The sequence below is a fragment of the Candidatus Methanoperedens sp. genome, from assembly GCA_012026795.1.
Classification (GTDB): domain Archaea; phylum Halobacteriota; class Methanosarcinia; order Methanosarcinales; family Methanoperedenaceae; genus Methanoperedens.
Map to the genome: position 1 here is coordinate 144,190 of VEPM01000007.1, position 13,871 is coordinate 158,060.

Genomic DNA, 13,871 nt, shown 5'->3' on the forward strand with positions numbered 1-13,871 from the left:
AAAATAAAAGTTATTATTCCTGCAGCCGGGGCTGGAAAAAGACTTTTTCCCCATACATACACAAAACCAAAGCCGATGGTGTATATCGCAGGAAAACCCATTATCGGCCATATACTTGACAGGATGAAGGATGCCAGGCCTGAGGAAATAATAATTATTGTGGGTTACAAGAAAGAACAGATCATATCTTATGTCGATGCAAATTATTCAGATCAATTTAATATATGTTATATTGACCAGGATGAGCAGTTAGGTCTTGCTCATTCTATTTATGTGGCAAGGGAAGAAATTGGCGATTCTGATATAATGATCGCTCTTGGAGATATGATATTCAAGGCAGGATACATCGAATTTTATAATCATCACATGAAAAACGGGAATACATCAGGTTCAATTGGAGTGCGGGAAGTAGAAGATCCCACAAAATACGGAATAGTTGAACTTGACGGATATTTCATAAAAAGCATGGAAGAAAAGCCGGCTCATCCGAAATCCAATCTGGGGATAGCAGGTGTATATTTTATTAAAGAAACAAAAATTCTTATATCGATCATAGAAGAAATGATAATGAACGATATCAGGGCGCGGGGTGAGTACCAGCTCACAAATGCATTACAGGAAATGATAAACAGGGGTTACAGTCTCAAGACATTCCCTGTCTCAAGCTGGTACGATTGCGGGCATTCTGATTCTCTCCTGCAAACAAACCGTGTGCTGCTTGATGAAAAAGAGGATGTGGATCATATCCACCAGATAAAAGATTCTGTAATTATTCAACCGGTCGCAATCGGGGATAATGTTACGATCATTAATTCGGTTGTCGGGCCGCATGCCTCGATCGCAAGTGATTCTTATATTGAGAACAGTATAATCTCAGATAGCGTTATAGGTTCGCGCTCTCACATATCTAAAGTTAATCTCCAGAGTTCTATAATCGGAGATGATGCCAGCGTACACGGTAAGCATAATTCCCTTAATATCGGTGATTCATCATCAATTGAATTCTAAAGATTTTTAAATTATAATATTATGAGGTACATATGAAAACATTAATTACGGGCGGGGCAGGATTTATCGGGTCGCATCTATGCGACCTGTTGCTTGCGAAAGGCCATGAGGTCATTTGTGTAGATAATTTTATCACAGGAAATAAAAATAACATTGCTCATATCGAAAATGAAAAATTCTCATTTATTGAACATAATGTCACAAAACCTCTTTATCTTGAAGAAAATATCGATTATATTTTCCATCTTGCAAGTCCCGCCAGTCCCATAGATTACCTGGAACTGCCTATCCAGACTCTCAAGGTGGGCGCTCTTGGTACTCATAACATGCTGGGTCTTGCCATGGAGAAGAACGCCCGGTTCTTACTTGCCTCAACTTCCGAGGTTTATGGCGATCCTCTTGTGAATCCGCAAAGTGAGGAATATTGGGGGAATGTAAACCCTATAGGCCCACGCGGAGTTTATGACGAGGCAAAAAGATTCGCTGAAGCCATTACTATGGCATATCACAGGTATCATAACGTTGAAACACGGATAATACGCATTTTCAATACATACGGCCCGCGTATGCGTTTAAATGACGGCCGCGTTGTTCCTAATTTCATAGGACAGGCTTTGAATGGGGAAGACATCACCGTATATGGGGATGGCTCCCAGACAAGAAGCTTTTGCTATGTGAGTGATGAAATTGAGGGAATATATCGCCTGATGATGTCTGATTATTCCAGTCCTGTAAATGTCGGGAATCCCGAAGAGCATACTATCCTTGAATTTGCAAAATTCATAATAAAGTTAACAGGGACACATTCAAAGATCGTTTTCAAGGAATTGCCACAGGATGATCCGAAACAGAGAAGACCCGATATCACAAAAGCAAGGAAAATCCTGAAGTGGGAACCAAAAGTCTATCTTGAGCAAGGGTTAAAAAATACTATACAGTACTTTAAGGGTGTTCTGTCGTCAAAAGATTTTATCCAGGATCACATGCAGGGCATTAGCTAATATTATTCCAGTTAAGAAAATAATCACATAAACATATGAAAAAGTAGATTCCTGTGGAAGCGATTTAAACATGAGATAGTAAAATCCCAGGATTATTATTCCGATATATAATATCCTCACGATCGCCCCATAAAAAATATTATGTGAACTTTGCCTGTGTTTGAATAAAAACTTATAGGGAAGCATAAGGATTTTTAGCCTCCCCCATCGCTTATACGCTGTGCTATCGACATCAAGGTCAGGGGTTACAAATTCAGTGCCTATGTAAAATCCCAGACATATCGCAAGCAGCATTCCCGGACTGAAACTAAAGATATTTTCAAAATAAAGGATAAGGGCAACAGTTATAAAAATAATATAATTGAATATCCTGTGTTTGTTGTATCCCGGCATTACTTTGAATTCAGGTCAAGAGCTACATCTTTTGCAAAATATGTCAATATCATGTCTGCGCCTGCTCGCTTTATCGATATCAGTGATTCATACATAGCCTTTTTTTCATCGATCCAGCCATTCCGGGCTGCCGCTTTTATCATCGAATATTCTCCGCTGACATGGTATGCCGCAGTTGGCATCTTGAATTTCTTCTTTACCCTGTAAATAATATCAAGATAAGACATTGCAGGCTTGACCATTATTATATCTGCGCCTTCTTCGATATCAAGCGCAACTTCGCGAAGCGCCTCATCGGAATTTCCAGGGTCCATCTGGTATGAAGCCCTGTCGCCAAAGGAAAAGCCCGAACTTGCAGCTTCACGGAACGGGCCGTAGAACACGGAGCAATATTTTGCAGCATAGGACATTATTGGTGTATCATTGAAATTGTTATCATCAAGTGCCCTGCGGATCTCTCCCACCATGCCATCCATCATTCCCGAAGGCGCAACGATATCAGCACCTGCATGGGCATGGCTCACTGCTGTCTTTCCAAGGATATCAAGGGTAGGGTCGTTGAGTATTTCATGTTTCTCGTTTACCATGCCGCAATGGCCATGAGATGTGTATTCGCAAAGGCAAAGATCAGTGATCACGATCAGGTCATCTCCTGCTTTCTTTTTTATTGCCCTCACAGCTTTCTGGACTATATCATCGTCGCCGTATGCATGGGTTCCTGCTTCGTCTTTTTCAGCAGGGATTCCAAAAATAATTATTGCGGGGATACCAAGCTTTGAAATACTTGCTGCTTCATCTGCAACAGTTTTAAGGGACTGGCGAAAAACGCCTGGCATTGCATTAATTTCAAGAGGTTTTGATATTGTTTCATCGACAAATATGGGACATATCAAATCCCTGACATCAAGAGTCGTTTCACGGACCATGGGCCTGAATTTTGATGTGCGCAATCTTCTCATGCGCATCGTGGGGAACATACTTGTTATAATTGGATGGGAAGTACTTAATTATTACCGATTCGGGTTGTTTATTTGACAAATATTTTAAGTCAGTTATTCTATTTACTTCCTTGTCCCTACATTTTATGAAAAAAGCAAAAATTTATATGTTTGTATGGATAACATAATATGATCTCATGGTATCAATCAGAAAAAAAACAGTAGGAAAACAGACATATTATTACCTTGAGCACAGCTTCCGTGAAAATGGCAATGTGGAGAAGAAGGAAAAATACCTTGGAAAAACTTTGCCGCCAAATATCGAAGAGTTGAAGCAGGAGTTTATTTCTCAAATTTACAGGGATAAATGGTTTTTTCTTTTTGACAGGATAAAAGAAGAATATTCAGTGCAGGAAAAAAGCACCCCTCCATCGGCAAAGGAAAAAGAGTTAGAGAACTTCGCTATTAAATTCACTTATGATACGAACAGGATAGAGGGATCAACGCTCACTTTCAGGGAAACCTCACTTCTCCTTGAAAAAGGCATAACTCCAAATGCTAAACCCATGCGAGATGCAAAAGAGGCAGAAGCGCACCGGAAAGTATTTTATGAGCTGCTTAATTCTAAGAAGGAGCTGTCACTTGATGTTATCCTTTACTTTCACAAAAAATTATTTGAAGACACAAAAAAAGACATAGCAGGGAAGATCAGGCAGCATCAGGTAACAATCGCAGGAAGTAAATCCATGCCGCCTTTTCCCGCAGAAATATATCCTCTGCTAATGGATTTTTTCAAGTGGTATCGCAAAAATAAGGACAAAATGCATACTGTTGAACTCGCGGCGCTTGTCCATCTTAAACTTGTAACAATTCATCCTTTTGCAGATGGGAATGGCAGGATAAGCAGGTTAATGATGAACTTTGTTTTAAATAAGCATGGCTTCCCTATGCTCAATATATCTTATGAAAAAAGAGCGGGTTATTATGGGGCCCTGGAACGGTCTCAGACCAAAAGAGAGGATAGTATATTCCTGCAATGGTTCTTTAAACAGTATTTGAAAGAACATAGCGGATATCTTAAAAAAAAGAAATAGGCAGTGACCGATCTGGCAGGAATAACTTAACTTATTTTGAAAATTGTGGCGCTACACAAAGAATTTAGTAACCAAAAAGAGAATCAGGGAAACAATGCTTCAATATAGATTAAGGTAATAATGAATATGAATTTATGAAATCTACTCTGGAAGTTCTTTCGGATTCCGAACTCATCGACCAGATCAAAAAGAGTAGAGAGGATTACAATTCTGGTAAATTCAAGAAGCTCCGTGATTTAATGAAAGAATAGTTCCTTTCAGGGATAATGATCTCATGGGGCATGTTTCCTATATTGTTTCAGGATATATTTAACCAATCCCGGCCCGCGCCTCCGCGTGCAGATGAGGACGCCGGATGCAGGGAGAGCGCATGGGGAGTGAGGGAAAGGGCCTGAGGATGCAATACATACTTAACTTTTAGAATATCGTGACGCTGCTCGTTTATGAAGAATTCAAGCATTTGAAGGGACTGCAACTCTACATAAGAAATTACTTTAAAAAAATTTAAATACGACAGGATACTTCTTAGATTGCTGGAAAATAACTCTGAGGAAATACCAAAGCATGGAACTTAACGAATTTCTAACTCGAAAACGAATGATAGATGTCATGCTCAAAGAGCAGGGGTGGTTGGTCAGTGATAGAACAAAAGTTATCGCTGAAGCGGACACAAAACAATCGGATTTTCGCGCCCAAAACTACAAAACAGTCTCAGAAACGCTAAGAAACGATATGGAAAGCAAGTACGTTGATTATCTACTTCTTGATATGTTCCAAGCGCCTATTGCAATAATAGAAGTAAAACGAACATCTAAAGACCCTATACTTACGGCACAAAAACAAGCCGAAGAATATGCAAATCACATAAAAGCGCAAACAGGGAAAGATGTTTTTATTTTCTTATCGAATGGATATGAAATATGGTTCTGGGATAGGGAACATTATGGCCCAAGGGCAGTGAAAGGTTTCTTTTCCCGGAGCGATCTTGAAAGAATGAGATTTCAGGGTATTACAAAGAAAAATCTCACAGATATTGAAATAGATAAAGGGATCGTTGACCGATCTAAAAGCATCGAGAGTACGAAACGAGTTTTGGAGCATATCCAGTCAGGAAAACGCAAAGCACTTATCGTGATGGCTACAGGGACAGGAAAAACGAGAGTTGCCATGGCGATCATTAATGTCCTCCTGAGAGCGAACCGGGCTCAAAAAATCCTTTTCCTGGCAGACAGAAAGGCACTTCGAAAACAGGCATGCGATGATGGATTCAAACAATTTTTCCCTGAAGAATCAAAATCAATGATACATTCTAGTGTATTTAACAGGAATTCAAGGCTTTATGTGAGCACAATCCAGACTTTCATGGAGATATACAATCAGAAGGATAGCTCCGGGAAATATATGATCTCTCCTGGTGAATTTGATGTAATAATTTCTGATGAAGCTCACCGTTCCATATACAACAAATGGAGGGATGTTTTCACTTATCTTGATGCAATACAGATCGGATTGACCGCCACTCCTGCTGATTTTATCGAAAGGGATACTTTCAGATTCTTTGGTTGCGAGAATAAAGTTGCAACAGCGCTTTATGATTATGAAGAAGCTGTAAAAGACGGAGTGCTGTGCGATTTTCGAAAACACATTTTCGGCGCCCGAACACATTTCCAGATTAAAGGGATAAAACCTGATGATATATCAACTGGTGAAAAAAATAGATTGTCAGGACAAGGCATTGATCCTTTCGAAATAAACTTTGAAGGGACTGATCTTGAAAAAAAGGTAGCTGTAAAAGGAACCAGTGAAGCCATTGTCAGGGAGTTCATGGATAACCGGCAGGATGACCAATCGGGGAACCTTCCTGCAAAATCCATAATATTTGCTATCTCAAAAATGCATGCTAAAAGGCTGTGGGAAGCGTTTGAGAGACTCTATCCTGAATATAAGGGAAGGCTTGCAAGGGTGATTGTTTCAGATGATCCGAGAGCGCAGGATTCGATCAAACAATTCAAGACTGAATCGCTTCCCAGAGTGGCGATTTCGGTGGACATGCTGGATACTGGCATCGATGTCCCTGAGGTATGCAACCTTGTATTTGCAAAGCCGGTGTTCTCAAGAATTAAGTTCTGGCAGATGCTTGGCAGAGGTACGCGGTCTGATAATGCCTGCAAGCACAAGGAATGGCTGCCAGACGGGAAGAAAGAATATTTTAAAGTATTTGATTTCTGGGATAATTTCGAGTACTGGGATATGCATCCTGAGGGCGACCAGAAAGAATCCGGTGAAGCCATAACCAACCGCATTTTTCTTGCAAGGTTAAAGCAGCTTGAACATTTTCTTAATACAAAAGACTCAACAAATGCTGAGGGTGTTAAGACAAAAATCCTGGAAGATATTGCATCACTACCAATGGATTCTGTAAGCATTCGTGAGAACCGGAGAGAAATAGAAAAAGCACTATCTCCAAAGCTCTGGGATAATGTTGGAGTTGACCCGGTTGAATTCCTTAAAAAGAAGATAACTCCGCTTATGAGGTTCAAACAGGATGTCAATCTTAACGAAGCGTCTTTTATTCTTAAATGTGAAAAACTTGGCACTGCCGTTCTGCGTGGAGATAAAGAGAAGATCGAACGGTTAAAACCAAAGATAGGAGAAATGGTTGACTGCCTGCCTGAGGAGTTGAATGTAATCAAGTTAAAGCTTGCTTTTAAAGACAAAGTGCTTTCAAACAGGTTCTGGGAAAATGTTTCCTTTGAGGATTCCCAGATGCTAATTTCAGAGCTTGCAAAGCTGATGAAATACATGGCTCCTGAGCCTCGAAAAACGATAGTGATTGACATGGATGACGTGATACAGCAAAGGAAGCTTATCGAGTTTGGGCCTGATGCAAAGCAGGAGTATGTTACAGTTTATAAAGAGAAAGTGGAGGACAGGATCAAGAAGCTTGCTGATGATCACCCTGTTATTCTTAAAATCAAGAATGATGAGGCTTTGACTGAGTCTGACCTTCATGACCTTGAAATTACGCTCAATAATCCTGAATTGTATGTCACAGAGGATGTCCTTCAGAAGGTGTATAACCAGAATAAGGGGACGCTGGTGCAGTTCATCAAAAATATCCTGGGTCTATATAAATTCCCTGACCCGAAGGAAAGGATAAAGGATGCTTTCAGTACATACATTATCGAGAATAGCAGGCATTATAACGCTGACCAGCTTAATTTTATCAGGACTGTGCAGACAGTTTTTTCAAAGAGAAAACATATTGAGTATATGGAGTTATTTGATGCGCCGTTCACGAATTTTGGAATAAATGCGCCTATGCCTATGTTCACAGAGAATGAATTGAATGATTTTATTAATATATGCGGCGCAATAGAGAAGGAAATAAGGCGTAGGGTTGAAGGATGATAAAGAAACCGCAGAGGGAACCAGAAATACTCTCCATACAGCTCTATAGGGAGGGAAAGGCAAGCTTCTGTAAGGTGTGTGAAATTGCAGGTTTACCATATGAGGAAATGAAAGAACTTTTGGTTAAAAATAGTGTTGAGATAAGGAAAGGCCATGTGTCGCTAAAAGCACCGAAAGCAAAGGCAAAAGAGTTAACAGAACTATTATAGGATGATACATATTGAAAAATTTTGAACCTCAGAAAAACGCGGATGAACGCAGATTAAATATTTGGGATTTCTGCGGCGCATACCGCAAAGAGCGCGAAGAACACAAAGGGGAGAGTAATAAATGGATGCTCATGAGCGACGCACGCTGCCGGAAGGAGTGGTAGAATGCGTATATTAATTGATACGAATATCTTCATTTACAGGGAAAATGACCAAGTTCTCCCAACTAATTTAGAGAAATTATTACAAATATTAAATGTTATAAATGCAAAAATACTCATTCACCCCAAATCAGTCGAAGAATTAAAAGGAGACCCGAATGAAAATAGAAAGAAAGTTGCGTTATCTAAAATAAATATATATCCGCAATTAGAGATACCACCTGACCCGGATGCGGATAATAATTTCTTAAATTTGGTTGGATATCCCTCAAATGCCAACAATTATGTTGATAATGCGATACTTTATTCAGTTTATAAAGACGCAGTTGATTTCTTGATTACAGAGGATAAAGGAATACAAAAGAAGTTCGATCGGTTAGGAATAAAGGACAGAGTTCTGTATATTGATGAGGCTTTGAAAATATTTGGAAAAAATATTTTTGATGAAAATGTGGCTCATCCTCCAGCACTTAAGGAAGAGCTTGTCTATAATCTGAAAACCGATGATCCGTTTTTTGATTCATTGAAAGAAGATTACGGAGAGTTCGAGGCATGGTTTAAGAAAATTTCGAAGGAGGGGAGAAAATGCTGGGTTTATTTTAAAGAGGATGGTTCGATAGGGGCTTTATTAATTTATAAGTTTGAAAATGAGCCGATTGACTCCAATCCGTCCTTTCCTGCTAAAAGGAGACTCAAAATATCGACATTTAAAGTCATTCATACAGGTTATAAGATTGGAGAACTATTTATAAAACTTTCATTAGAATATTCTATTAAAAACAATCTCACAGAGATTTATTTAACTCATTTTACAAAGCCAGACGACTATTTAGTTGAATTAATAACTGAATATGGCTTTTATCATGCTGCTAAAAACAGGAGGGGTGAAGATATTTTCATTAAAGAACTATCTGCAAATAAAGAAAAAATCACATCTTTGCCACCGATAGAAATCTCTAAAAAGTTTTATCCTACTTTTTATGATGGTATAGGAATAAAAAAATTTATAATCCCGATTCGTCCTGAATATCACGAGAGGCTTTTTACCGATTACAAAGAAAGGCAGACGACTTTATCTGAGCATCTTGGTGAATTTATTATTGAAGGCAATACCATAAAAAAAGCGTATCTCAGTCATTCCAGGAATACGAGGATTTCACCAGGGGATATCCTGTTATTTTATCGATCAGTGGATAAAAAGGAAATAACTTCTCTGGGAGTGGTTGAAAACGTATTTCCTGGCTTGCGAGATAAAGATGAAATTATAAAGCATGTTGGAAAGAGAACAGTCTATTCTGTTTATGAAATTGAAAAAATGGCAGAAAAGCCAACAATGGTTATTCTATTTACATGGCATTTTCATTTAGCGAATCCATTAAAACTTTCAGATTTGAAAGGGATGAATATTTTCGCTCCGCAATCTATGACCCTAATATCCCATGAAAAATATCTCAAAATAAAAAGTAAAGGTGGAATCGATGAACGTTTTACTGTCCATTAAACCGAAATATGTCGAAGAGATACTGAACGGGAATAAGAAATACGAGTTCCGCAAAGTGATTTTCAAATGCAAAGAAGATCTTGAAATGGTGTATATTTATTCTTCTTCTCCGGTGAAAAAAATTGTTGGCGCTTTTATAATCGAAAACATTATTGAAGATCATCCAGAAGTCCTATGGGAGAAATTCAAGGAATTTTCGGGAATCAATGATGAGAAGGAATTTTTTGATTATTTTGGAGCCAAGAAAAAAGGTTTTGCCATTAAAATTGGAGAGTTAGAAGTTTTCAAATGCCCTGCCGACCCAAGAATTTTAAATCCTGATTTTGTTCCGCCACAATCATTTTGTTATATTGACGATAATTTCTTTAGAGGCGCAGTAAATGGATAATCTTCATGAGCGATTCTCGCTGCCTTCGTTCATCTACACCTTAAAACCAATCTTTGCGCCCTCTGCGTACTTTGCGGTGAGATTAAAATATACACAGCAAAGAGTGCGAAGAACACAAAGGGGAGAGCAATAAATGGAGGCTCATGGGCAGCGCGCGCTGCCAGAGGGGTGGGAATGGAAGAGGCTGGGAGAAGTGGCAACCGTTGGTGCAGGAAATAGTGCGCCTCAAGGCGATCATTATTTCAATGATGGCAAATATCCGTTTGTAAGAACGCAAGACGTAGGTAGAGAAAAAGCAGCGATTTTTTTAGTAAAAACGAAAGATGAAATAAATGATCTTGCTGTCAAGGATTTTAATTTAAAACTGTGGCCTGTTAAAACACTTCTTATCCCAAAAAGTGGAGAATCAACATTTTTAAATCATCGTGCTCTTTTAGGCAAGCCATCTTATGTTTCCTCTCATCTTGCAACGGTAGTGCCGAGTAATCGTCTGCTGCCTGAATATCTATTTTTTTGGTCATTAATTCTCGATTCCAAGAAATTGACTCATGATATAAATTATCCTTCGCTTAGGCTTTCAGAGCTAGAATCTGCCAGAATCCCCCTCCCCCCTCTCACAACCCAGCGCCGCATCGTGTCGATCCTTGAAAAAGCCGAGGGGACAAAGAGGTTGCGGGCGCAGGCGGATGAGCTTACGGATAGGCTGCTTCAGAGCGTGTTTCTGGAGATGTTCGGGGACCCGGTGAAGAATCCGAAGGGGTGGGAAATGATAAAACTTGGTGAATTGACTGAAATATCATCAGGTAGTACTCCGAGTAGAGATGTTCCAGCATATTTTGGAGGAGAAATTCCTTGGGTTAAAACAACTGAGGTAAAAGGAATTAGAATTCATAATACCGAGGAATACATTACTATGAGTGGGTTAAATAATTCCAGCTGTAAAATATATCCCAAGAAGTCCATAATTATTGCAATGTATGGTCAAGGAAAAACCAGAGGAAATGTAGGTCTACTTGAGATTGATGCAGCTACGAATCAAGCATGTTGTGTTCTTAAACCTAATCAAAAATATGATAGTGTCTATCTTTTTGAATTATTAAGGAATTCATATGATAATCTAAGGAATTTAGGACGTGGTGGAAATCAACCAAACCTTAATGGTGAGATTATTAAGAATTATGTGATTCCTCTCCCTCCCCTCCCCATCCAGCAACAATTCGCCCGCCTCGTCGAGAAAGTCGAAGCCATGCGCCAATCTCAGGCTCAATCAAAGCAGCAGATAGAGGACTTGTTCAGTGCCCTGGTGCAGAAGGCGTTCAGGGGGGAAATATAAGACATTAGGAGTTTATCATTTTTGATGTTCCAAATACTTAATAAACAAGTAATCATATTTTATATTTAAAACATGTCAGAAGCCATACGTTTTACACCACCGCCAAATATCGCGAAGGAATTAGATGTAATCCATGAACTTGGATTGTACAAAGACAAGAAAGACTTCATACTTGACGCGATAAATACAATGCTTTCTGCTAACAGGAATTTGCGAATTGCAATAGCCTGCAAACTATATGAAAAAGAAGAGATTTCACTCGGAAAGGCCGCAGAGATCGTTGGTACAAGTATTGAAGAGATGAAAAAAATCCTATCAGATCACGGGATAAAACGTAAGGTTGGCGCATCTATTCCAAAGACAAAAGGTCGTGCGAAGGCTGTGCTCAAAATACTTCGGGGCAATTAATGCAAACCGTCGTTGATACCGACTTTTTAAGTGCATTTTTCAAGATCAATCGAGTGGGACTAATTTATGAAGCAATGGAAACGGATAAATTATGCGTTACGCAAGCTGTTTTTGAAGAACTCACAAAAGCTCCGTTTTTCGATCGTTTAGTTGAACGTATGGAAAAAATCGAGCTCATTAGAATAGATAAGCTGCATAAAAATGTTCAATCATCAAAATTGGGAAAAGGAGAACTCGAATCGATTTCATATGCTTTAGAAACGAATTCGATTCTTCTTACCAACGATAAAAAAGCAGGTGAGTTCGCTGAAGATTTAAGAATTAAAGTGCTGGATATTGTTTCGTTTTTACTTCTTTGCAAGGAAATAGAATTAATTAGCGTGGACGATATTAAAAACATAATGTTTTCATTAAATAAATATGATTATATGGAATTCAGCCAGGAACAGAGAAAATTATTGCTAAGATGAAATTTAGTAAAAAGGAACTGATTAAATGCGCCTTGCCCCTGAACTCAAATCCAAAATAGACGCCCTCTGGGATAAATTCTGGAGTGGTGGCTTATCGAATCCCCTCTCATCCATCGAGCAGATGTCATACCTGATATTCATGAAGCGCCTTGAGGATATGGATGCTGCGGAGCAGAAGAAGGCTCAGGCAAAAAAGCAGCCCTATATATCAGTTTTCGAGAATCATGAGGATTGCAGGTGGTCAAGCTGGAAACACTATCCGGCGGAAAAGATGCTTACACATGTGAGAGACATTGTTTTTCCATTTATCAAGAACATACACGATGGGGAAAAAACGCTCTTTTCGGAGCACATGAAGGATGCGGTTTTCATTATACCCAAGCCTTCTCTGCTCCAGGAGGCTGTTGCAATACTTGATGAGCTCAACATTACAGCGCAGAACAGGGACACGCAGGGCGACATCTACGAATACCTCCTCTCCGAGCTCAAGACTGCTGGAAAGAATGGCCAGTTCAGGACGCCAAGGCATATAATCGGGATGATCGTGGAACTTGTTGACCCTGATATCGGGGACAGGATTTGTGATCCTGCTTGCGGAACTGCGGGTTTTCTTATTAACGCCTATGAGTACATAATCAGGAAGCATACAAGCTCTGAGATGGTGCATGAGGATGATGAAGGGCAGTATTACGGGCTTTATGGCGACAAAATAACCGACAAGAAAGCATGGGACATGCTGTGGAGTTCATTCTACGGATTTGACTTTGATTCCACGATGGTAAGAATATCCCTCATGAATATGGTGCTTCACGGCATTGCGACTCCTAAAATAACACTTACCGATACATTATCCAAACGCTTCACCGAAGAGAACAAATATACTGTGGTGCTTGCCAATCCGCCATTTAAAGGCAGCATCGATAAAGGCGATATAAACGACCATCTGACTGTTGGAACTACCAAGACTGAACTTCTCTTTGTAGAAAGAATGATGACCCTTCTTCAAATCGGAGGAAAATGCGGGGTCATAGTGTCAGACGGAGTGCTGTTCGGGACTTCAAATGCGCACAAAAAGCTGAGGCAGCTTTTGCTTGAAAAATGCCAGCTTGAAGCTATCATATCCATGCCCTCCGGGGTCTTCAAACCGTATGCTGGCGTATCAACTGCGGTTCTTATTTTCATAAAAGGAGATAAAACCGGGAAAGTCTGGTTCTATGATATGGACGCAGACGGTTTTTCGCTTGATGATAAAAGGAATTTCATAGATGGGAAAGGGGATATAACTGATATTATCCAGAAGTTCAGGAATCGGGAAAAAGAAAATCCTGTTGATAGGAAAGGAAAGTGCTTCTTTGTTCCTTTTAATGAAATTAAAGAGAATGGATATGACCTTTCAATCTCAAAGTACAAAGAGATTGAATATGAGGAAGTTGCCTATGAAAAACCTGAGGTCATATTGGATAAAATAGAGGAATTAGAGAATCATATAAAAGAAAATATTGCTGAGTTAAAAAGTATGTTGAAACAAGCTTGAAATGAGGAGGAGTTAATCAAAA

13 protein-coding genes are annotated in these 13,871 nt (G+C 39.4%); 11 read left to right on the forward strand and 2 right to left on the reverse strand.

Annotation, left to right across the window (positions count from 1 at the left end; translation table 11 throughout):
• The first annotated feature begins 3 nt into the window (after window positions 1-3).
• Both FIB07_03410 and FIB07_03415 read left to right on the forward strand, forming a co-directional pair.
• Window positions 4-1,008: a nucleotidyl transferase gene (locus FIB07_03410; protein NJD51894.1), complete on the forward strand. Its 1,005-nt coding sequence runs from the start codon at window positions 4-6 to the stop codon at window positions 1,006-1,008.
• Between the two features lie 32 nt (window positions 1,009-1,040).
• Window positions 1,041-2,009 (forward strand): SDR family oxidoreductase, encoded by a 969-nt coding sequence (locus tag FIB07_03415; protein ID NJD51895.1) that lies wholly within the window; start codon window positions 1,041-1,043, stop codon window positions 2,007-2,009.
• On the opposite strand, the gene FIB07_03420 is transcribed toward FIB07_03415, so the two are convergent.
• Window positions 1,968-2,402, reverse strand: a complete 435-nt coding sequence (locus tag FIB07_03420; protein NJD51896.1) for a hypothetical protein — start codon at window positions 2,400-2,402, stop codon at window positions 1,968-1,970. The two genes, FIB07_03415 and FIB07_03420, sit on opposite strands and share 42 nt — an antisense overlap.
• On the reverse strand, window positions 2,402-3,379 hold the full coding sequence (gene hemB / locus FIB07_03425) for a porphobilinogen synthase (protein NJD51897.1): 978 nt from the start codon (window positions 3,377-3,379) through the stop codon (window positions 2,402-2,404). The genes FIB07_03420 and hemB overlap by 1 nt, the downstream gene beginning before the upstream one ends.
• A 158-nt stretch (window positions 3,380-3,537) precedes the next feature.
• Here hemB and FIB07_03430 point away from each other — a divergent pair, with 158 nt between their 5' ends.
• The 9 genes from FIB07_03430 to FIB07_03470 all read left to right on the forward strand — a co-directional run bounded on the left by FIB07_03430 (window position 3,538) and on the right by FIB07_03470 (window position 13,849).
• Window positions 3,538-4,434, forward strand: a complete 897-nt coding sequence (locus FIB07_03430; protein ID NJD51898.1) for a Fic family protein — start codon at window positions 3,538-3,540, stop codon at window positions 4,432-4,434.
• A gap of 564 nt (window positions 4,435-4,998) precedes the next feature.
• Window positions 4,999-7,845, forward strand: coding sequence for a DEAD/DEAH box helicase (locus FIB07_03435; GenBank protein ID NJD51899.1), 2,847 nt, complete (start codon window positions 4,999-5,001; stop codon window positions 7,843-7,845).
• Entirely contained in the window at window positions 7,842-8,054 is a 213-nt protein-coding gene (locus FIB07_03440) for a hypothetical protein (protein ID NJD51900.1), read from the forward strand. The genes FIB07_03435 and FIB07_03440 overlap by 4 nt, the downstream gene beginning before the upstream one ends.
• Window positions 8,055-8,219: 165 nt before the next feature.
• Window positions 8,220-9,716, forward strand: coding sequence for a hypothetical protein (locus FIB07_03445; protein NJD51901.1), 1,497 nt, complete (start codon window positions 8,220-8,222; stop codon window positions 9,714-9,716).
• Entirely contained in the window at window positions 9,694-10,104 is a 411-nt protein-coding gene (locus FIB07_03450; GenBank protein ID NJD51902.1) for a hypothetical protein, read from the forward strand. The genes FIB07_03445 and FIB07_03450 overlap by 23 nt, the downstream gene beginning before the upstream one ends.
• A gap of 133 nt (window positions 10,105-10,237) precedes the next feature.
• Window positions 10,238-11,437 (forward strand): hypothetical protein, encoded by a 1,200-nt coding sequence (locus tag FIB07_03455; protein NJD51903.1) that lies wholly within the window; start codon window positions 10,238-10,240, stop codon window positions 11,435-11,437.
• 72 nt (window positions 11,438-11,509) lie between these two features.
• Window positions 11,510-11,845, forward strand: a complete 336-nt coding sequence (locus tag FIB07_03460) for a hypothetical protein (GenBank protein NJD51904.1) — start codon at window positions 11,510-11,512, stop codon at window positions 11,843-11,845.
• Window positions 11,845-12,315 (forward strand): hypothetical protein, encoded by a 471-nt coding sequence (locus FIB07_03465; protein NJD51905.1) that lies wholly within the window; start codon window positions 11,845-11,847, stop codon window positions 12,313-12,315. The genes FIB07_03460 and FIB07_03465 overlap by 1 nt, the downstream gene beginning before the upstream one ends.
• Window positions 12,316-12,340: 25 nt before the next feature.
• Window positions 12,341-13,849: an SAM-dependent DNA methyltransferase gene (locus FIB07_03470; protein ID NJD51906.1), complete on the forward strand. Its 1,509-nt coding sequence runs from the start codon at window positions 12,341-12,343 to the stop codon at window positions 13,847-13,849.
• Window positions 13,850-13,871 lie beyond the last annotated feature (22 nt).

Coding starts and splice junctions, on each gene's coding strand:
- FIB07_03460 (NJD51904.1), top strand. CDS start 11,510: ATGTCAGAAGCCATACGTTTTACACCACCGCCAAATATCGCGAAGGAA.
- FIB07_03455 (NJD51903.1), top strand. CDS start 10,238: ATGGAGGCTCATGGGCAGCGCGCGCTGCCAGAGGGGTGGGAATGGAAG.
- FIB07_03470 (NJD51906.1), top strand. CDS start 12,341: ATGCGCCTTGCCCCTGAACTCAAATCCAAAATAGACGCCCTCTGGGAT.
- FIB07_03440 (NJD51900.1), top strand. CDS start 7,842: ATGATAAAGAAACCGCAGAGGGAACCAGAAATACTCTCCATACAGCTC.
- FIB07_03415 (NJD51895.1), top strand. CDS start 1,041: ATGAAAACATTAATTACGGGCGGGGCAGGATTTATCGGGTCGCATCTA.
- FIB07_03420 (NJD51896.1), bottom strand. CDS start 2,402: ATGCCGGGATACAACAAACACAGGATATTCAATTATATTATTTTTATA.
- FIB07_03445 (NJD51901.1), top strand. CDS start 8,220: ATGCGTATATTAATTGATACGAATATCTTCATTTACAGGGAAAATGAC.
- hemB (NJD51897.1), bottom strand. CDS start 3,379: ATGTTCCCCACGATGCGCATGAGAAGATTGCGCACATCAAAATTCAGG.
- FIB07_03450 (NJD51902.1), top strand. CDS start 9,694: ATGAACGTTTTACTGTCCATTAAACCGAAATATGTCGAAGAGATACTG.
- FIB07_03465 (NJD51905.1), top strand. CDS start 11,845: ATGCAAACCGTCGTTGATACCGACTTTTTAAGTGCATTTTTCAAGATC.
- FIB07_03430 (NJD51898.1), top strand. CDS start 3,538: ATGGTATCAATCAGAAAAAAAACAGTAGGAAAACAGACATATTATTAC.
- FIB07_03435 (NJD51899.1), top strand. CDS start 4,999: ATGGAACTTAACGAATTTCTAACTCGAAAACGAATGATAGATGTCATG.